This is a genomic window from Janthinobacterium sp. SUN176, from assembly GCF_030587335.1.
In the GTDB taxonomy this organism is placed as follows: Bacteria; Pseudomonadota; Gammaproteobacteria; order Burkholderiales; family Burkholderiaceae_D; genus Janthinobacterium; species Janthinobacterium kumbetense.
Genome location: NZ_JAPWIA010000005.1, coordinates 177,445 through 196,052 on the forward strand (window position 1 = coordinate 177,445; position 18,608 = coordinate 196,052).

General features: G+C 62.2%; 17 protein-coding genes. 7 read left to right on the forward strand and 10 right to left on the reverse strand.

All coding sequences use genetic code 11. The features are described from left to right. Nucleotides 1–10: 10 nt before the first annotated feature. Entirely contained in the window at nt 11–928 is a 918-nt protein-coding gene (locus O3299_RS24885; protein ID WP_305063426.1) for an ABC transporter ATP-binding protein, read from the reverse strand. Between the two features lie 257 nt (nt 929–1,185). Between O3299_RS24885 and O3299_RS24890 the strand changes: the two genes are divergently transcribed. After that, nucleotides 1,186–1,695: a GNAT family N-acetyltransferase gene (locus O3299_RS24890; RefSeq protein ID WP_305063427.1), complete on the forward strand. Its 510-nt coding sequence runs from the start codon at nt 1,186–1,188 to the stop codon at nt 1,693–1,695. Nucleotides 1,696–1,701: 6 nt separating this feature from the next. Here the strand turns inward: O3299_RS24890 and O3299_RS24895 are convergent, their stop codons facing one another. Beyond that, entirely contained in the window at nt 1,702–2,550 is an 849-nt protein-coding gene (locus O3299_RS24895; protein ID WP_099666128.1) for a hypothetical protein, read from the reverse strand. A 176-nt stretch (nt 2,551–2,726) separates the two neighbouring features. Here O3299_RS24895 and O3299_RS24900 point away from each other — a divergent pair, with 176 nt between their 5' ends. Next, on the forward strand, nt 2,727–3,299 hold the full coding sequence (locus O3299_RS24900) for a GNAT family N-acetyltransferase (RefSeq protein WP_305063428.1): 573 nt from the start codon (nt 2,727–2,729) through the stop codon (nt 3,297–3,299). Then, nucleotides 3,296–4,033, forward strand: coding sequence for a metallophosphoesterase (locus O3299_RS24905; protein WP_305063429.1), 738 nt, complete (start codon nt 3,296–3,298; stop codon nt 4,031–4,033). Before O3299_RS24900 ends, O3299_RS24905 begins: the two co-directional genes overlap by 4 nt. Here the strand turns inward: O3299_RS24905 and O3299_RS24910 are convergent, their stop codons facing one another. From O3299_RS24910 to O3299_RS24930, 5 genes are all read right to left on the reverse strand, one after another. Further along, nucleotides 4,034–5,377, reverse strand: coding sequence for a sigma-54 dependent transcriptional regulator (locus tag O3299_RS24910; protein WP_077398169.1), 1,344 nt, complete (start codon nt 5,375–5,377; stop codon nt 4,034–4,036). Next, nucleotides 5,370–7,280 carry an ATP-binding protein gene (locus O3299_RS24915; protein WP_099666131.1) on the reverse strand — a complete coding sequence of 637 codons (1,911 nt, stop codon included), beginning with the start codon at nt 7,278–7,280 and terminating at the stop codon, nt 5,370–5,372. The genes O3299_RS24910 and O3299_RS24915 overlap by 8 nt, the downstream gene beginning before the upstream one ends. A 121-nt stretch (nt 7,281–7,401) precedes the next feature. Further along, entirely contained in the window at nt 7,402–8,394 is a 993-nt protein-coding gene (locus O3299_RS24920; protein WP_305063430.1) for a porin, read from the reverse strand. A 108-nt stretch (nt 8,395–8,502) separates the two neighbouring features. Beyond that, nucleotides 8,503–9,816 (reverse strand): dicarboxylate/amino acid:cation symporter, encoded by a 1,314-nt coding sequence (locus tag O3299_RS24925; protein ID WP_077398166.1) that lies wholly within the window; start codon nt 9,814–9,816, stop codon nt 8,503–8,505. A 384-nt stretch (nt 9,817–10,200) separates the two neighbouring features. Beyond that, the gene (locus tag O3299_RS24930; RefSeq protein ID WP_305063431.1) at nt 10,201–12,534 is read right to left on the reverse strand and encodes a catecholate siderophore receptor Fiu; all 2,334 of its coding nucleotides are present in this window, start codon (nt 12,532–12,534) and stop codon (nt 10,201–10,203) included. Between the two features lie 291 nt (nt 12,535–12,825). On the opposite strand from O3299_RS24930, the gene nudC reads away from it, so the two are divergent. Next, nucleotides 12,826–13,665 carry an NAD(+) diphosphatase gene (gene nudC / locus O3299_RS24935; protein ID WP_305063470.1) on the forward strand — a complete coding sequence of 280 codons (840 nt, stop codon included), beginning with the start codon at nt 12,826–12,828 and terminating at the stop codon, nt 13,663–13,665. Between the two features lie 74 nt (nt 13,666–13,739). Then, nucleotides 13,740–14,303, forward strand: a complete 564-nt coding sequence (folE, locus tag O3299_RS24940) for a GTP cyclohydrolase I FolE (RefSeq protein ID WP_099666133.1) — start codon at nt 13,740–13,742, stop codon at nt 14,301–14,303. A 57-nt stretch (nt 14,304–14,360) separates the two neighbouring features. On the opposite strand, the gene O3299_RS24945 is transcribed toward folE, so the two are convergent. Then, a complete protein-coding gene (locus O3299_RS24945; RefSeq protein ID WP_370385313.1) occupies nt 14,361–15,179 on the reverse strand; it encodes a helix-turn-helix domain-containing protein in 819 nt (272 codons plus the stop codon). A 194-nt stretch (nt 15,180–15,373) separates the two neighbouring features. Between O3299_RS24945 and O3299_RS24950 the strand changes: the two genes are divergently transcribed. Further along, nucleotides 15,374–15,811 (forward strand): hypothetical protein, encoded by a 438-nt coding sequence (locus O3299_RS24950; protein WP_305063433.1) that lies wholly within the window; start codon nt 15,374–15,376, stop codon nt 15,809–15,811. On the opposite strand, the gene O3299_RS24955 is transcribed toward O3299_RS24950, so the two are convergent. Next, nucleotides 15,805–16,170, reverse strand: a complete 366-nt coding sequence (locus O3299_RS24955) for a hypothetical protein (RefSeq protein WP_034781254.1) — start codon at nt 16,168–16,170, stop codon at nt 15,805–15,807. The genes O3299_RS24950 and O3299_RS24955 overlap by 7 nt on opposite strands. 73 nt (nt 16,171–16,243) lie before the next feature. Further along, nucleotides 16,244–16,672: an EamA family transporter gene (locus tag O3299_RS24960; RefSeq protein WP_218965295.1), complete on the reverse strand. Its 429-nt coding sequence runs from the start codon at nt 16,670–16,672 to the stop codon at nt 16,244–16,246. 288 nt (nt 16,673–16,960) lie between these two features. Between O3299_RS24960 and O3299_RS24965 the strand changes: the two genes are divergently transcribed. Next, entirely contained in the window at nt 16,961–18,607 is a 1,647-nt protein-coding gene (locus O3299_RS24965; RefSeq protein WP_289900508.1) for a methyl-accepting chemotaxis protein, read from the forward strand. Nucleotide 18,608: the final 1 nt, after the last annotated feature.

Sequence of the window (18,608 nt, forward strand, 5' to 3'; positions counted from 1 at the left end):
GGCGCGCTCCTTACGCCGCGACGGCGGACGGTGCCGCAGCGGGAACGGCGGCGCCGTTGCGGGCAGCGTTGCGCACATGCAGGAAGTACACGTCTTCCAGGTCCGGGGCGATCTGCACGAAGCCGCTGTCGGGCTGGTTGTCGGCATACACATTGATTTGCGGCTTGCCGCCCACCAGGCGCGTCGACAGCACATTGTGCGACTGCTGGTACTGCGCCAGCTCGTCCATGCCGACGCTGCGGCGCCACACCTTGCCGAGCAGGGTGTCGATGGCCGCCTGCGGCTCGCCTTGCACCAGCACTTGCCCCTTGACGATCATGGCCATGCGCGGGCACAGGTCCGTCACGTCGTCGACGATGTGCGTCGACAGGATCACCACCACCTGCTCGCCGATCTTCGCCAGCAGGTTCAGGAAGCGGTTGCGCTCGTCCGGGTCCAGGCCGGCCGTCGGCTCATCGACGATCACCAGGCGCGGCGCGCCCAGCAGCGCCTGGGCGATGCCGAAGCGCTGGCGCATGCCGCCCGAATACGTACCCAGGTTGCGCTTGCGCGCTTCCCACAGATTGGTTTGCTGCAACAGGGCTTCCACGGCTTCCTTGCGCGGCCCCTTCTCCGTCAAGCCTTTCAAGACGGCAAAGTGGTTGAGCAGGGTTTCCGCGCTGACCTTCGGATACACGCCGAAATCCTGCGGCAGATAGCCGAGCTGGCGGCGCAGGCCGGCCTTGTCCTGCAGCACATCGATGCCATCGAAATGGATGCTGCCGCTATCGGGATATTGCAATGTCGCAATGGTGCGCATCAGCGAGGACTTGCCCGCGCCATTCGGCCCCAGCAAGCCGAACATTCCGTTGGGAATTTCCAGGCTGACATTGTTGATGGCCTTGACGCCATTCGCATACGTTTTGTTCAACTGTTTGATCTTTAGCATGCAGCACTCTCCAGGACGTGGGTCTAAACGCCGGCAGAGGCGTGCCTGCCGGCCTGTGAAAGGGGATCACCCTTGTCTTTATCAACCGCGATGGCGGACGTTAATGAAAGGGGATGGTATATAGGCAACTTGAGGGGAAAAACGGTTTTGTGACCAAGGAAGGAAATGCAGGGATGAAATACCGGAGGGGCGGGATGAATGCCCCGGTGCTACACTCGCCAGCTTCAATGACGCCATGGTGCGGAAAGGATGGGGATATGCGTGCAACGCCGGGAAACATGACTTTGCGCGCCATCGTGCCTGGCGAAGAGGCAGCGCTGGCCCGGCTGTTCCAGCTGTATTGTTACGACAATGCTAGTTGGAGCGGCGAGGCGCTGCTGGCCGATGGCCGCTATGACGTGTGCGACGCAGGACTGGCGTCGTATGTGCACGCAGCCGGCCACACGGCCAGCTGGATCGAGGTCGATGGCGAACTGGCCGGCTTTTTCCTCACGGAACCTGGCATGGCGGGTGAGCTGCCGGTGCAGGAATTCAGCGACTTTTTTATCCTGAAGAAATACCGGCGCCGGGGCGTGGCGCTGGAAGTGGTACGCAGGGTGCTGCTGGACAGCGTGCAGACGTGGCTGGTGGCGACGTTTCGCGACGATGCCGCTGCCTGCGCGTTCTGGCAGCAGGCGTTTGCGCGCCTGGCGTTTGCCAGGGTCGAGGCGTATGACGACCCTGCCTTGCCGCAGTTCCAGCTGACTGTGCTGAAACCGGCGGCTTGAGCGCGTTTAGAAGCGTACTTTCACATACGCCGACGGCCCCGTCAGGCGCACGTTCAGGTCGGCATCGCGTTCGCTGTCGCGGTGCAGCTTGATTTTCGAAATGCCATAGTCGGCCACGAAACCGATATTTTTGAACGGAAACCATTCCACGCCAATATTGCCGCCGTAGATGTGGCCGTTGATGCGCCCGCCGTTTTTCTTGATGCCTGACGCTTCCGCATACATGCGCAAGTCCGGTGTAAACGCGTGGCGCCAGCCCACTTCCAGCAGCGGCGCGAACGCGTGCTCGCCGATGGAATCGCGCGCCGTGGCCGTCTCGCCATTGACGATGCCGGTGGCTGTGCCGTTCAGGCTGGCGTGGTAGTAGGCGGCGCCCAGGCCGATGCCGAAGGTGTCGTTGCCGCTGCCCAGCCACCATTTATAGGCCAGCTTGGCCAGGTCCAGTTTTAAATCGGCATTCGCCGTGGCCGTGCCCGTGACGGGCTGGCCATTGATGATGGTGTCGCCTGTCAGGCTTGGCGTGTAGGATTTGTCGTAACGGTAGTAGTCGAATGCCAGGCCATGGCGGTCGCCGATCAGCAAGTCCGCCTTGATGCGGGGGATGGTCGTGTGGCTTTGCTTCGATTCGGGCGCGTCGATGCGGCCAAACTGCGTGTCGGCGCCGATATTGATGCGCGGATCGGCGGAAAACGCCCCTACCGAGATGCTGACGCGATCCAGCGCGGGCGACGGTTCCGCCCGCGCCGTGGCGGCGGCCGTGGCGACACCCAGCACGCCCAGCATCATGGTGCTGCGCAAGGCAAGATGGCGCAAACGTGGCGGGGTCAGGCGGGCGGGGACGGGCGTGGCAAACATGGGGCTACTCCTCAAGATAAAGTGAACGGGCCGCGACGTCGGGGCGGCTGGCGTGATGCGGTAATGCAATGAGGAAATGGTAGCAATTGTTACTTTTGGATCACGTAGCCGCACGACGCAACTGGCCGTCGGACTTGTCCTACCCGATGTCACCATTAGTCAAGAGAGGAAAAAACATGCAACAGATCATCGAACTGACGACGCCGCGCTTGCTGCTGCGCCAATGGCGCGACAGCGACCTGGCGCCATTTGCGGCCCTGAATGGGGACCCTCGCGTGATGGCCTGCTTTCCCGCTACCCTGTCGCGCGAGGCCAGCGACGCCGTGGCGCAGCGTTGCCGCGGCCTCATCGCCGAGCGGGGTTGGGGATGGTGGGCTGTGTCCTTGCGCGAAAACAATACCTTCATCGGCATGACGGGACTGCATATTCCCGACGCGCAATTGCCGTGCTCGCCATGCGTGGAAATCGGCTGGCGCCTGGCCTTCGATTACTGGGGCAAAGGCTACGCGCAGGAAGCGGCGCAGGCCGCCTTGCAGGCGGGTTTTACCCATTTGCAATTGCCGGAAATCGTCTCGTTCACCGCCTTGCCCAACGTGCGCTCGAGCGCGCTGATGGGGCGCCTGGGCATGCATCGCGATGCGGCCACGTTCGAGCATCCGGCCCTGCCGCCTGGCCACCGTTTGCGCACGCATTGCCTGTATCGGCTGACGCGCGCAGAATGGTGCGCACGGGAGGGAGTCACATCATGAAAATCGCCGCCATTTCCGATATCCACGGCAACCTCGATGCGCTCGAAGCCGTGCTGGCCGACATCGCCCTGCGTGGCGTGGACGTGATCGTCAACCTGGGCGATATCGTCTCGGGCCATCTGCAGCCGCGCGCCACGGCGGCGCGCCTGATGGGGCTGGACTTGCCCACCATCCGCGGCAACCACGAGCGGCAATTGTTCGGCGACCCGGCCCGCATGGGCGTGTCGGACGCCTTTGCGCGCGCGCAACTGCTGCCTGAACAACTCGCGTGGATCAATGCGCTGCCTGCCACCTTGCGCTTGCGCAAGGATGTGTTGCTCGTGCATGGCACGCCGCAAAGCGATCTCGTGTATTTTCTCGACAGCGTCACGCGGCAAGGCAGCCGCGCCGCCACGCCGGACGAGGTGGCCGAACGCGCGGGGACGACGGACGCGGCCCTGATCCTGTGCGGCCACACGCACATGCCGCGCCAGGTGCGCTTGCCCGATGGCCGGCTGGTCGTCAATCCGGGCAGCGTGGGCTTGCAAGCCTACGACGATGACCATGGTTATCCGCACGTGATGGAAAACGGCACGCCGCATGCGCGCTATGCGATCGCCGAGCAGGGTGCCGATGGTGCCTGGACGGCGCAGTTGCACGCCGTGGCATATGACTGGGAAAAGGCGGCCCGGCTGGCGCTGGCGAACGGGCGGCCAGACTGGGTCACGCCCTTGCGCACGGGCCGGGTCGGCTGATCAGCGGAACTCTTCGGCCACCAGGTTGTACTTCTGCATCTTGTGGTACAAGGTTTGCTTCGGCAAGCCGAGCACTGCGCTCACTTCGCTGACGTTGCCGGAATATGCGCGCAGTTCCTGTTCGATCAGTGCGCGTTCGAAGCCGTTGACCTGTTCCGCCAGCGACAGGGGACTGGCCAGTCCGGCCGCCAGCAAGCTCGAGGCGCCGCCGGCGATGCCCAGCACGAAGCGGTCGGCGATATTGCGCAGCTCGCGCACATTGCCGGGCCAGGAATGTGCCATCAGGTTGCGCATCTGCGCGCTGGAGACGACGGGCGCGGCGCGGTTGTAGCGGGCGGCGGCGGCCAGCACGAAGTGTTCGAACAGGATGGGAATGTCCTCGCGTCGTTCGCGCAGCGGCGGCAGATGCAGCACGATCAGATTCAGGCGGTAGTACAGGTCGCTGCGGAATTTCTGTTGCTGCGACAAGTCTTCCAGGTCCAGCTTGGCCGCCGCGATGACGCGCACGTCGACGGGCGTGGGCACGTTCGAGCCCAGGCGCTCGATATAGCGTTCCTGCAACACGCGCAGCAATTTGACTTGCAGGGACAGGGGCAGAGATTCGATTTCGTCGAGGAAGAAAGTGCCTTGATCCGCGTGCTCGATCTTGCCCACCTGCCGCTTGGCTGCGCCCGTGAACGCGCCCGGTTCGTGGCCGAAGACTTCGCTTTCAAAAATGCTTTCGGGAATCGCGCCGCAGTTGACGGCGACGAAGTTGTGCTTGCGGCGGTGGCTGAAGTCATGCAGGCAGCGCGCCACCATTTCCTTGCCCGTGCCCGTGTCGCCATAGATCAGCACGTCGGCCGGTTCGTCGGCAACGTCGAGTATCAGGCGCCGTATGTCGCGCATCGCCACGGAATTGCCCAGCAGGCGAGCTTCGATGCCGCCACCGTCCTCGAGTTGGCGGCGCAGGCTGTGCACTTCCAGGGTCAGGCGCCGCGTTTCCAGCGCGCGCAGGATGACGTCGACCAGTTGCTCGGACGAATACGGTTTTTCGATGAAATCGTAGGCGCCCGTGCGCATGGCGTGCACGGCCATCGTAATGTCGCCGTGGCCCGTGACGAGGATCACGGGCAGGTTGGCGTCCAGCGTCTTGACCGCCTGCAGCAATTCCAGGCCGCTCATGCCGGGCAGGCGCACGTCGCTGACGACGATGCCGGGGAAATCCGGCGTCAGCAGTTTATAGGCCAGCTCGGCCGAGTGAAACGCCAGCACGTCCAGGCCGGCCAGTTGCAGCGCCTGCTCGCTGCCTTCGCGTACGGTGGGGTCGTCCTCGACCAGCAAGACCTTCAAGCCGTCAAACATGTTTTTCCTCCTGCGTTGCAATCTGTAGTTCGATGGTGAAGATGGCGCCGCCGCCGGGGGCGTTTTCGGCGCGCAGCACGCCGCCGAACTGGCGCGTGATCTGTTCGGAAATGGCCAGCCCCAGTCCCAGTCCCAGGCCTTGCGGCTTGGTGGTGAAGAACGGTTCGAACAGGTGTTCGCACACTTCCGTCGACAGGCCCGGTCCCGTGTCGGCCACGTGGATCAGCACGTGCTCGGGCGTGCATTCGACGGCCACGCGCAGGCTGCGCACCTCGCTGCCATTCATGGCGTCGAGCGCGTTGGCGTACAGGTTCACCAGCACCTGTTCCAGGCGGTTGCTTTCGCACATGGCGAAGATGTCTTCGGGCGGCAATTGCAAAGTAAAACGCACATTTTCCACCTGCAGCCGGCGTTCGACGAGGAACAGGGCGTTGCTGATCGCCGTGGGGATCGAGACGGAGGTCAGGCTGGTGGTCGACTTGCGCGCAAAAATCTTCAATTGACCCGTAATGGTCCCCATCCTGGCCGCAATTTGCGAGATCTTCGCCAGGTTGCGCCGCGCGTCGTCGAGCCGTCCCCGTTCCAGCAGGATGACGGCATTGTCGGACATGGTGCGCAGCGCCGTCAGCGGCTGGTTGAGTTCATGCGTGATGCTGGCGGACATCTGTCCCAGCACGGCCATCTTGCCGGCTTGAAACAGTTCGTTTTGCGTGATGTGGAGTTTTTGCTCGGCCTTGCTGCGCACGTCGATTTCCTGGCTCAGGCTTTGCGTCATGGCATTGAGTTCCGACGTGCGTTCCTCGACCATGGCTTCCAGGTTGTCATACGCATGCTGCAAGTCTTCGCGGGCGCGCAATTTTTGCGCCACGGCCGCGCGGCGCTGGCGCAGGTAAAAGAACAGCAGCATGAAAAAGCCCAGCAGCACGCAAGAGAAGGCGGCCGCGGCGCGCGCGCTGGCCTTGGCCTGCGCCAGGTCGGACAGGTAAATGAACGTCCAGCCTTGCGGGGACTTGAGCTTGATCTGCGTCATGACGCTGGAGCTGATCTTCGGCGGCGTGTCGGCGTGTTCCTGCTCGCGCACGCTGATCACGCGGGCGCCATTGCCCAGCTGGCGGTCGGAAACGAAGGGGATGGCTGCCAGCTGCTTCGAATAATACTGGCGCGTGCGGTTGAGTTCTTCGACGATGGCGGGCGACAGCGGTGCCAGGGTCTTGTATTTCCAGTCCGCCATGGAGCTGAGGAAGATCACGCCGTGCTCGTCGGCCAGCATGACCTTGTCGGCGCCCTGCACCCAGCGTTTTTCCAGGTTTTCCAGGTTCACCTTCACCGTTGCCAGGCCCAGCATGTGGCCATTCTGGTAGATGCCGTGGGCAAAGAAATAACCGGGTTCCAGCCGCGTCGTGCCCACGCCATAGAAGCGGCCCGGCGTGCCGCGCAGCGCGTCCTGGGCGTAGGGGCGGAACGAGATATTGTCGCCAATAAAGCTATCGGGCTGCTGCCAGTTGCTGGCGGCCCGCGTGTTGCCGTCGAGGTTGCTGATGAAAATGGTCGATGATTTCGCCTGAGCATTCATTTGCTCGAGGTAATGGTTGACCGTATCGACCAGCACCGGGTCTTCCGGGTGCTGCAGCAGGCGGATGACGTCGCGGTTCAGTTCCAGCGTCTTGGGCAGGAAGTCGTATTTTTCCAGCGCATTTTCCAGGCTGCTGACATATACCTCGAGGCGCTGCGCGCCGCTGGCCTGCAGCTTGCCGATGGCGATGCGTTCGGTCCAGAAATACACGAGCCAGACGGTGGCCAGACAGGCGGCCAGCACCACGCCCCAGGCCAGCGTTTCGCGGCCCGACCGTTGCGACAGGCGCTGGCGCCAGGAAAGGGAGGGTTTCGTAGTACTGCTATTCATAAAATCAGCTGCCAACTTGCAAGAACCCACAGTATCGCATTTAAATATTGCGTAAAAAGAAAAAGCCGCCGGATATGCATCCGGCGGCTCACACTTCTATGTCACGGACAGCTCGACGTCCTTAGAATGTATGGCGCATGCCCAGGTTGAAACCGCTGTTGCCGGTGCCATTGTCCGTGGCATTGCCGACGACGAAGGTGGCGCCGTTCTTGTTGCTGATGTGGCCGTAACCGGTGTACAGGTCGCTGCGCTTGGACAGGGCGTAGAACGCGCCGATGGCCCATTGCTGGGCGTCACGATTGGCATTGCTCTTGTCGTTGTGGCGGATGTAGGACGCGACCAGCTTGGTGGCGCCGAACGGTGCGCTGAAGCCGACCAGGATGTCGTTGCTCTTGCTGTTGTCGAGGGCGCGGTTGTCGGCGTAGCCGAAGTTGCCTTGCAGCACGCCAAAGTCGTAGCGCGTGGCCAGCAGGGTGTTGCGCGTTTGCTGGGTCGCCAGCGCATTTTCCTTGCGGTGGTGCGTCAGGGTCACGTTCAGCGGACCGTCGATGTAATGCACGGCGCCGCCCATGCTGCGGTTTTTTGCATTGTCACCGGCCACTTCGCCAAAGCCATACGCCAGGTCGGCCGACAGCTTGCTCCAGGTCGGCGTGGTGTATTGCACCATGTTATCGACGCGGATATTCGTCACCATCAGGTTCGATGCCGTGCCGGCCAGGCCGATGACGAACGGATCGGCCACGTCGCGCAGGGCCAGGTAGTACGGGGAATATTGGCGGCCCAGGGTGACGGCGCCGGCGCTGCCGGTCAGGCCGACATATGCCTGGCGGCCGAACAGCAGACCGCCCTGGCCCGAGGTGCCGGTGTCGATATTGAAGCCGCTTTCCAGCACGAAGGTAGCGGCCAGGCCGCCGCCCAGGTCTTCCTTGCCCTTGAAGCCGATGCGCGAGCCGGAAGCGACGCCGGAAGCGACGCGGTTCAGGCGGTCTCCAGCCGCATCCTTGTCGAACACCAGGCCGGCGTCAGCCACGCCGTAGATGGTCACGCTCGATTGGGCCATGGCGCCAGTGGAGGCTGCGCCGAGGGCCAGCAGGGTAAACAGGACTTTTTTCATGAAAATCTCTCTAATAAGTTGGAATGACTACTGATCGCACTACCTGACTGCTTGTTACTCAACATCGACAACAAATAAATGGCCCGCTTGTGGCGGGCCATGGCGCTATCAGGCTTTGCTAGCGTGATCCGCTTCGCCCCAATGGCTTTCCGTGTTCAGGCTGGCCGCGTTGGCCGCGGCGGCTTCTTCCTCGGTGGCCAGGCCACCTTCCCACTTGGCGACGACGGCCGTGGCGACGGCGTTGCCGACCGCGTTGGTGGCCGAACGGCCCATGTCGAGGAATTGGTCGACGCCCATCAGCAGCAGCAAGCCCGCTTCCGGAATATTGAACTGGTTCAGGGTAGCGGCAATCACCACCAGCGAGGCGCGCGGCACGCCGGCCATGCCTTTCGAGGTCAGCATCAGCAGCAGCAGCATAGTGATCTGGGTGCCGATCGACAGGTCGATGCCGTAGGCTTGCGCAATGAACAGCACGGCAAAGGTGCAGTACATCATCGAACCGTCGAGGTTGAAGGAGTAGCCCATTGGCAACACAAAACTGGAAATCTTGCGGTCCACGCCGAACTGGTCGAGCGCCGTCAGCAGTTTTGGATAGGCCGCTTCCGAGCTGGCCGTCGAGAATGCCAGCAGGAACGGTTCGCGGATCAGGCCGACCAGTTTGAAGATGCGCGGACCGATGACCACGAAGCCGGCGCCGATCAGCAGGGCCCACAGGCACAGCAGGCCAACGTAGAAGCCGCCCATGAACTTGGCAAACGTGACCAGCACGCCCAGGCCGTGGGTGGTGATGACGGAAGCCATCGCGGCGAACACGGCCAGCGGGGCCAGGTTCATGATGGTGCCGGTGATGCGCAGCATGACTTGCGCCAGCTGGTCGACGACGGCCGTCAGGGTCTTGCCCGATTCGCCCAGGCCGGCCAGTGCGCCGCCGAAGAAGATCGAGAACACCAGCACTTGCAGGATTTCATTGTTGGCCATGGCCTCGATCGGCGACTTCGGCACCAGGTGCGTGAAGAAATCTTTCAAGGTGAAGGCGGCCGTTTTCAGATTGGTCGACGCGTGGATGTCCGGCAATGGCAAACCGAGGTTGGTTCCCAGCTGCATCAGGTTCGACAGCACCATGCCCAGCGCCAGCGACACCAGCGAGGCCACGACGAACCAGCACATGGCTTTCAGGCCGATGCGGCCTGCCGTCTTGCCGTCGCCCATGTGGGCGATACCGACGGTCAGGGTGGAGAACACCAGCAGCGCAATGATCATCTTGATCAGGCGCAGGAAGACGTCGGTGACGATGGAAATATTGCCAGCGATTTGAGCGCTGAGCTTGGCATCAGGGAAAGCGGTGTTGCATCCATAGCCCACGGCAATGCCGAGGATCATGGCAATCAGGATGTACAGGGTTAATGGCCGTTTCTTTTTCATTTTGACTCCTCCGGTGAAACGCCGCTGTGAGCGGATTATTGATAGCGAGCAACTCAAGCTTGGAGTCAATATTTCTCAAAAACAAGCCCTTGCGTGCCAGCGATTATTTGCAGCAAAACCTGTACATAGCAAAGGATATGCCTGAAATGGGAATTTGGAACCTAACTTCTTAAGTTGTTGATTTAAGGATGCTTTTTTGTTGTTTAGATGTCGCAACTTGGCGCGCTTGCGCGAAATATTGGACGCGGCGGGACATCGCTGTATGACTTTTCATACGCTAGTCGCGGCAGGGCGACGGTGCGCCAAAAAGACAAGATTATCAGGACAATAAAAAAGCCCCTCCGAAGAGGGGCTTGATGTGACGCAATGCGTGTTCTCTTGACGTTAGAACTTGATATTCGCCGTCAGACTGAACGAACGTGGCTGGCCCGGGGTGTAGCGGAAGCCGGATTTGTTGATGGCCGCCACATAGGTCTTGTCGGCCAGGTTGTAGGCGTTCAACTGCACGTCGAGGTTCTTGTTGACGGTGTAGGTTGCCATGGCGTCGAAGACCCAGTAGGCATCCACGCGGGCCGGCGTGCCGACGGCGCCGTCGGTGCCGCGCAGCATTTCACCCACGTAACGCGCGCCGCCGCCGATCTTCAGGCCGAATGGCAGGGTGTACGAAGTCCAGCTGGTGAACGCCTGTTTTGGCGTGTAGGTGAGGTTCTTGTCGCCGCTGGCCGTGAAGACCTTGTTCGACTCGACCTTGGTATTCATGCGGGTGTAGCCGGCGCTGACCAGCCAGTTCGGCATGATTTCGCCCACCACGCCCAGTTCCAGGCCTTGCACGCGTTTCTTGCCGGTCTGGTAATAAATGGTCGAGATGACGGGATCTTGCTCCACTTCATTCTTGACGGTGGTCTGGTAGACGGCGGCCGACAGCGACAGTTTTTGCTTCAGGAAGTCCCACTTGGTGCCGATTTCCTTGGTGATGGTTTCCTGTGGGTCATAGTTCAGGTTTTGCGCGCTGCTGGCGGCGGTGCTCAGGGCAAAATTGGTGCCTGGCGGTGCTTTCGACGTGGCCAGCAAGGCGTACACGCTGCTGTCCGGCGTCGGCTTGTACATGGCCGAGATCTTGCCGTTGGCCAGGGTGTCGCTCAGGGTCAGGTGGGTGGGAATTAGCGTGCCCACTGGCAATGGCTGTACCGCAGGCGCAGTCACGGCCCCTTGCAGGGCGACGGCGTCATACGTGGTGTTGAAATGGTCGAAGCGCACGCCGCCGTTGAACAGCCACTTGTCGCCGAACTTGATGGTGTCGAACACATACAGGCTTTGCGTGTTGACTTCGCCTTCGGTGAAGGCGCCGCTGCGCACGGGGTTGTGGCCGGTGACGGTGTCGCGCGGGTTCGGGTGGTACAGGTTCGCTGCCGGCAAGGTGCCCAGGCTGGCGGGCACATAGCTGTAGTTGGTCTGTTTTTCGCTGGTGAACTCGGCGCCGGCCACCACGGAGTGCTTCAGCACGCCCGTGTCGAATTGCGCGCTGACCACGGTCTGGTTGGTCAGGATCGTGTTTTCCTGGTCCTTCACGGTGCGCAGCGAGCGCTCCAGCGTCCAGGTCGACGGATCGGTGGTGACCGGTGTCTTCAGGTTGCCCATGCTGCCCATGAAGGCCGTCAGCAGGTAGTCCTGCTGGGTCTTGCCGTAGCGCGTGGTGTTCTGCAGCTGCACGTTGGGCGAGAAATCATGGTCGATGCGCAAGGTGCCCATGTCGGCCTTGATCTTGTCGTAGTCCGAGGTGGAACCGTAGAAATTCTTCGGATCGACCCTGGCGGCGCTGTTCAGGAAGCTGCGGATGACCGGTTGATCCTTCGTTGGAACGTCCGGTGTCGAGTAGCCGGGCAAGCCGATGGTCGGCACGCCGCCGTCGGGCACGTTGTTTTGATCCACGTGCAGGTAGCTGGCCGTGATGCGCGTTGGTTTACCGATGCCGAAGGTGACGGTGGGCGCGAAGGCCCAGCGCTTGTTCTTGACTTCATCGCGTGCCGGGTTGCCGCTGTCCTGCGTCATCAGGTTCAGGCGCAAGGCCGTGCCCGTATCGCTGTCGAGGATGCGGTTCCAGTCGGCCGTGGCGCGTTTCTGCTTGCCGCTGCCCGCCGTCAGCAGCGAATTGAATTTGTTTTCCATGGTGGCCGTCTTGCTGACCAGATTGATCGAGCCGGTCGGCGAGCCGCGGCCGCTGTCGGTGCCCGCCGGGCCCTTCAAGACGTCGATCTGTTCGATGTTGAAGACGTCGCGCGAAATGGAACCCACGTCGCGCACGCCATCGACATAGATGCTGCCGGACGAATCGAAACCGCGCATGTAGACGGCGTCGCCCGTGTTCGTGTTGCCGTTTTCACCGAGGAAGAAAGTGCCCACGCCCGGCGTGTTGCGCAGCGCGTCCGTCAGGGTCAGCGCGCCTTGCTGTTCGATCAATTCCTTCTTGATCACGACGATGGTTTGCGGCGTGTTGACCAACTCTTCCGTGTATTTCGGCGACGAGGCTTTTTCGGCCTTGAAATCATTTTCCTTGGAACCAATGACCTTGACTTCGTTCAGGGTTTGCTGCGATGCAGGCGCGCTCTGACCGGCCGGATCGGCGGCCTGGGCGGCAACGGGCAGCAGCATCACGGCCAGGGCGGCGCCGATGTGCTGGTTGAAACGGGATTGGACGTGTTTGCGGCTCTTGATTGCCATCTTGCTCTCTCGATAAGGTCAGGTAGTGGTTCCTGGCTGGCTGCGCGACGCTGTGCTGTGGCAAGCGGGCAAGTGGCTGGCGATGGACGGGTAGGCAGACATTGTAATTATTGGGCGCTAATTCGCAAATGAGAATCGTTATCAGTCTCGTTTACGCAACGGATTGGGTGTGCCGTAAAAAAAACACTGTCATGGCCCATGAATGCTTGCTTTGCTGCATGGCCGCTGCTACGCGCGCAAGCGTCCGGCAGCGGGAGTATGATGAGCAACCTTTACAAATTTCCGCCAAGCATGCTGCAGACACCCGATGCCTTCGTCCCCCTGATCGATGCTCCCGAACCGGCCCCGGCGGCAGCCGACACGCTCACCTTCGTCTTTCACCGCGGGCGTTTATTGTTGCGCACGCCCGAGCTGACCCTGCCCACTGCCGCCGAGGCGGCCGCGCTCGATATCGACCTGAGCCGCGCCCAGCCCGTGGGCTTGTGGCAGGGCCGCTATTGCCAGACCGTCTGGACGGATGACGATGCCTTGCCCGCCGACGGCCCCCTGGCCTGGCACGGCATGCGCTCGCTGTTCCATGCCGTCGACGATGCTTTCCTGGGCCTAGCCAGCCGCGCCGCGCAACTGGCCGAGTGGGCGCGCACGCACCGTCATTGCGGCGTGTGCGCCACGCCCATGCAGCGCACGCGCGGCGAACGCTGTTTCACCTGCGCCGCCTGCGGCATGCTCGCGTATCCGCGCATTTCGCCCGCCATGATGGTACTCATCCGCAAGGGCGAGCAAGTGCTGCTGGCCATGCACAAGCATTCGCCATCGCAGCGCTTCAGTCCCCTGGCCGGTTTCCTGGAGGCGGGCGAATCGATCGAGGAAGCCGTGCACCGGGAAGTGATGGAAGAGGTGGGCTTGCGCGTGCATAACCTGCAGTACTTCATGAGCCAATCCTGGCCGTTTCCCCATTCGCTGATGATCGCGTTTACGGCCGATTACCTCGATGGCGAGATCCGCCTCGACGAGAACGAGATCGCCGAGGCGCGCTGGTTCGGCCCCGGCGATGCCTGGCCGGAAGCGAGTTCCAGCGTGTCGATTTCCGCGCTGCTGGTGCAGGCGCACCGCCCGCCGGCAGTGCCGTAAAGCGGGGGCTGCTCAGGCAGCTTGCCGCATTTTCTATATACTGGCGGCAATTGCAAATTTTAGGGTGGTTTAGCATGTCTCAAGAATTCTCCGAAAACGACTGGCGCCGGCTCATCAGCAGCTTTGGTGAAGATCCGCAGCGTCCTGGCTTGCTGGAAACGCCGGCGCGCGTGGCAAAAGCCTGGAAACATTGGACCTCCGGCTATGGCCAGGACCCGGTCGATTTGTTGAAAGCCTTTGAAGATGGCGCGGAACAGTACAACGAGCTGATCGTCGTGCGCGGCATCCCCGTCTACAGCCATTGCGAACACCATCTGGCGCCGTTCTTCGGCAAGGCCACCATCGGCTACGTGCCCAACGGCAAGATCGTCGGCCTGTCGAAACTGACGCGCCTCGTCGATTGCTTCTCCAAGCGCCTGCAAGTGCAGGAACGCATGACGATGCAGATCGCCAATGCCTTGATGGAAGTGCTGGAACCGAAGTCGGTGGGCGTGGTCGTACGCTGCCGCCACCTGTGCATGGAAAGCCGCGGCATCCGCACGCCGGGCGAAGAAACCATCACCTCGGCCATGCTGGGCGAGATGCAGCCGAACCTGGCGCTGCGCACGGAGTTCCTGGCACTGGCGCGCGAAGTATGATGATTTAAGCGATGATGCAGGACGAAGGCGGCATATGCCGCCTTTTTTTATGCGTTTTTATATTCTCCTGGATTCCCGTTCCGCCAGGTAGCGGGCCGGCGGCTTGCCCACGGCCTTGCGGAACATGGTGACAAAACCGCTGGTATTTTCATAGCCGAGTTCCAGCGCCACGGCTTTCACGCTGCGCCCTTGCGCCAGCCGTTGCAAGGCCAGGATGACGTGCAATTGCCGGCGCCAGCGGCCCACGCTCATGCCCATCTCCTCCAGGGATTGCCGGGTCATGCTGCGCTCGCTCATGCCGATGCGGCTGGCCCACTCGGCCAGCGTGCGTTTATCGGCAGGCTGCGCCAGCAGCAGGGCGGCCAGGCGGCGCAGCCGCGCATCGCGCGGCATCGGCAAATGCAAGTCTTCCACGGGCGCGGCCGCCAATTCATCGAGCAGGGTGAGCACCAGGCGTTCCTGCGCGCCCTGCAGCGCGGCCAAGGTGGGAAAACCGGCCGCCTTGGCGATCAGTTCGCGCAGCAATGGCGAGACGGCCACGGTGCAGCAGACGGCGGGCAAGGCCGGCGCCATGCCTGGCTCGACAAACAGGCAATAACATTGCGCCTCGCCCACGCCCTGCGCCGCGTGCATCAGGCCGCCCGGTATCCACACGGCGCACTGGGGCGGCACGATCCACACGCCGCTTTCCACCTCGCAATGAATCACGCCCCGCGTGGCATACAGCAGCTGCCCCTTGCGGTGCTGGTGCGGCGCCTGCTCGGCATCCTCGGGCACGCTGGCCAGGCCCACGGCCAGCAAGGGACGCAGCACGCCATCGACGTCGAAATCGAGGATGGAGGCGTCGTCGTCCAGGCCCAGGCGGGCCGTCAGCATGCTGGGCAAGAGGGGATGGGGCATGGGAAGACTTTGGCTGGATTGAATAATATTGTGGCTATTTTATGCAATGACGCGCAGCACTGCCAACGCTATCGTATGGGCATCCGCAGCCCCGCTTCCACGGCAACCGCCGCCGCCAGTGTTCTGATGAAGGTGAGGAGGAACGGCAACCCCCTTGAAGGAGTCATCCCATGCAACTCGATTTTTCCACATTCCCCCTCGTCTGGATGCGCCGCGACGGCACGGCAGATACCCAGGCCGATGTGCTGTTTGCCCAGTTCGACGCGCTGCTGGCGCGCCGGCAGGCGTTTGTCATCCTCAGCGAAGAAGGCTTTGACGAGGACGGGCATGAACACCCGCAGGAGGAGCGCAAGCGCGCATCGCTGTGGATGAAGCAGAACAAGGCCGCCATTCGCGCGTATATCCAGGGCATGGTGTTGATCGAACCGAGCGCCGCCAAGCGCCTGGCCGGCAAGGCCTTTGCCGTTCTATTTGGCAAGTTCTGGGGCTATCCCCTGCATTTCGGCACCAGCCGCGACGACGCACTCGACATCGCCCAGCATTTGCTCAGGGCGTGGCTGCCGCCGCAACTGCCGCCGGGCGATGCCAGCACGGCTGTGCATCAGTAGCGATAATCGTTGACAAAGTGTTTTGTAAAGTTGTACTTGCTGCCGCCGTCGAGCAAGTCGACCAGGCGTTTCGGCGCCGAGGCCGACATGAAGGCGTCGGCCGCGCCGCCCGTGCTGCGGAACTTCATGCCGGGGCTGAGGATCTGGTTGGCGCCGATCTTCAGGTGCTGGAAGCTTTTCGTTTTTTCATTGTTGAGGATGAAGTGCAATTCCTGCTTGAACGTCAGGAAGGGGATCTTCAGCCACCAGCCTTCGTCCGTGCCATAGCTGGCGACGCTGGCAAAGTGCGTGTTCTTGTCCGTCAGGGTGGGCTTGCCCAGGCGGTCGTTGATGCGTTTCATGGCTTCATTCTTGGTCATGCTGTTCTTTCGTGATTCGATCTATGCGGCGTGCATTCTGACACAGGCGCGCCGCCGCGTGCCGTGGAATGCGTCACAGCAGCAAAATCAGCGAGCCGAGCACGATCAGGCCGCCACCGAGGGCCCCTTTCAGCGTGAACGGTTCGCCCAGCACCAGCCAGCCGGCCAGCATCACCAGCGCCACGCTAAGCTTGTCGACGGGCGCCACCAGCGACACGGGCCCCAGTTGCAGCGCGCGGAAATAGCATAGCCACGACAGGCCCGTGGCCACGCCCGAGGCGATCAGGCAAGTCCAGCCCACCCAGTTGCCGCCGGCGGGGCGCTGCCATTCCGCGCGCAGCGAGATGATGGCCGCCGTCACCAGCAGGATGACGCCCGTGCGTATCAAGGTGGCCATGTTGCTGTTCAGGTGGGCCACGCCCAGCTTGCCCAGGATGGCCGTCAGGGCCGCGAACACGGCCGACAGGATGGCAAAGCCTTGCCAGCTCATGGTGGTCGACATGGAACTCCTTGCGTGGTGGGGAATGGGAGTGACTGTAGCGCAAAAGAACGGCGGCCGCTGGCCCCAATTTTATTGCAACGCAACATCAATTCTCATCAATTGTCGCAACGCATTAACAACACTGGGCAAAATTCATTGCTTCCCGGCATTGTAAATATCGGTCGTTCGAGCGTATGCTGAAGCAGTCTGAACGGTGCCGCCAGAGCACCGTCGCCGCCGCATTCCTGGCCAGCCGAGCTGGAAGCGGGCCACGCCCCTTTGCCGCAAATAGATAGTTGGAGACACAGCATGAAGAAATTGACGTTCCAGCAAAAGTTATGGATTCCCCTGATTTGCAGCCTGTTGTGCATCACCGTTATTTTTGTCTATAACGCCCTGGAAGTGCGCAAGATCCGCATCGAAGAGCGCAGTGCCGACCTGAGCAATGCCGCCGACCTGGGCCTGGGCGCCGTCAAGATGTTCGGCGACCTGGCCGCCAGCGGCGCCCTGACGAAGGAAGAGGCGCAGAAGCAAGCCACGGCCGTCATCAAGAGCATGCGTTTCGGCGAGACCGGTTATTTGTCCATCATCAACCTCGATGCTGTCGTCGTGATGAATCCCGCCGCGCCGCAAACGAACGGCAAGAACATGTCGGATTTTAAAGATGCCAACGGTACTTATCTGTACCGCGACATCGTTACCGTCGGCAAGAGCGATGCGGGCAAGGGCTTCGTCCATTACTATTTCCCCCGTCCCGGCCAGAAAACCCCCGAACCGAAGATGAGCCGCGTGGTGGCTTACAAGCCATGGGCCTGGACCCTGGTGGTGGGCGTGTACATGGATGATATCGATGCGGCCTTCCGCCAGTCGCTGCTCACCTCGCTGGGCGTGCTGGTGCTGGTATGCGGCTTGCTGGCGGCCGTCGTCGTGGTGATCAACCGCAGCCTGCGCCATGCGCTGGGCGGCGATCCCGAGTATGCGGCCGACGTGGCGGAAAAGATCGCGAATAACGATTTGAGCGGCGTCGTGCGCACGCATGCCAACGACCGCCACAGCGTGCTGTACGCGATGAAAACCATGCAGACCAACCTGGTCGATGCGATCAGCGAAATCCGCCACAGCGCCGAGACGATTGCCACGGCATCGAGCGAGATTGCCAGCGGCAATATGGACTTGTCGGCGCGCACGGAAATGCAAGCCAGTTCCCTGGAAGAAACGGCCGCCTCGATGGAGGAATTGACGTCGACCGTGACCCAGAACGCGGGCAATGCCGTGCAGGCGAATGAGCTGGCGCAGTCCGCTTCCGCCGTGGCGCGCCAGGGCGGCGCCGTGGTGGCGCAAGTGATCGGCACCATGGATACCATCAACGCTTCGTCGCGCAAGATCGTCGACATCATCGGCGTCATCGACGGCATCGCCTTCCAGACGAATATCCTCGCCTTGAACGCGGCCGTGGAAGCGGCGCGCGCGGGCGAACAGGGACGCGGCTTTGCCGTGGTGGCGTCGGAAGTGCGCAATCTGGCGCAACGCTCGGCCGGCGCGGCGAAGGAAATCAAGGAATTGATCGGCGCTTCCGTCGACAGTATCGCGGCCGGCAGCACCCTCGTCGCACAGGCGGGCACGACCATGGATCAGGTGGTCGCTTCCGTTTCGCGCGTGACCGACATCATGGCCGACATCACGGCCGCCTCGCACGAGCAAAGCACGGGCATCGGCCACGTCAACCAGGCAATCACGGAGATGGATAGCGTGACGCAGCAAAATGCGGCACTGGTGGAAGAGGCGGCGGCAGCGGCGTCGAGCATGCAAGACCAGGCGGCCGTGCTGGCGCAACTGGTGGCGCGCTTCAAGCTGTCGGCGCAGGAATCGGGGACGGCGCCGCGCCTGGCGGCAAGCTCGGCTGGCGCGCCACGCGCCGTGGCGAAAAAGCCGCTGCGCAGCCTGGCAGCGCGCTAGG

Coding starts and splice junctions, on each gene's coding strand:
- O3299_RS24885 (WP_305063426.1), bottom strand. CDS start 928: ATGCTAAAGATCAAACAGTTGAACAAAACGTATGCGAATGGCGTCAAG.
- O3299_RS24890 (WP_305063427.1), top strand. CDS start 1,186: ATGCGTGCAACGCCGGGAAACATGACTTTGCGCGCCATCGTGCCTGGC.
- O3299_RS24895 (WP_099666128.1), bottom strand. CDS start 2,550: ATGTTTGCCACGCCCGTCCCCGCCCGCCTGACCCCGCCACGTTTGCGC.
- O3299_RS24900 (WP_305063428.1), top strand. CDS start 2,727: ATGCAACAGATCATCGAACTGACGACGCCGCGCTTGCTGCTGCGCCAA.
- O3299_RS24905 (WP_305063429.1), top strand. CDS start 3,296: ATGAAAATCGCCGCCATTTCCGATATCCACGGCAACCTCGATGCGCTC.
- O3299_RS24910 (WP_077398169.1), bottom strand. CDS start 5,377: ATGTTTGACGGCTTGAAGGTCTTGCTGGTCGAGGACGACCCCACCGTA.
- O3299_RS24915 (WP_099666131.1), bottom strand. CDS start 7,280: ATGAATAGCAGTACTACGAAACCCTCCCTTTCCTGGCGCCAGCGCCTG.
- O3299_RS24920 (WP_305063430.1), bottom strand. CDS start 8,394: ATGAAAAAAGTCCTGTTTACCCTGCTGGCCCTCGGCGCAGCCTCCACT.
- O3299_RS24925 (WP_077398166.1), bottom strand. CDS start 9,816: ATGAAAAAGAAACGGCCATTAACCCTGTACATCCTGATTGCCATGATC.
- O3299_RS24930 (WP_305063431.1), bottom strand. CDS start 12,534: ATGGCAATCAAGAGCCGCAAACACGTCCAATCCCGTTTCAACCAGCAC.
- nudC (WP_305063470.1), top strand. CDS start 12,826: ATGCTGCAGACACCCGATGCCTTCGTCCCCCTGATCGATGCTCCCGAA.
- folE (WP_099666133.1), top strand. CDS start 13,740: ATGTCTCAAGAATTCTCCGAAAACGACTGGCGCCGGCTCATCAGCAGC.
- O3299_RS24945 (WP_370385313.1), bottom strand. CDS start 15,179: ATGCTGACGGCCCGCCTGGGCCTGGACGACGACGCCTCCATCCTCGAT.
- O3299_RS24950 (WP_305063433.1), top strand. CDS start 15,374: ATGCAACTCGATTTTTCCACATTCCCCCTCGTCTGGATGCGCCGCGAC.
- O3299_RS24955 (WP_034781254.1), bottom strand. CDS start 16,170: ATGACCAAGAATGAAGCCATGAAACGCATCAACGACCGCCTGGGCAAG.
- O3299_RS24960 (WP_218965295.1), bottom strand. CDS start 16,672: ATGTCGACCACCATGAGCTGGCAAGGCTTTGCCATCCTGTCGGCCGTG.
- O3299_RS24965 (WP_289900508.1), top strand. CDS start 16,961: ATGAAGAAATTGACGTTCCAGCAAAAGTTATGGATTCCCCTGATTTGC.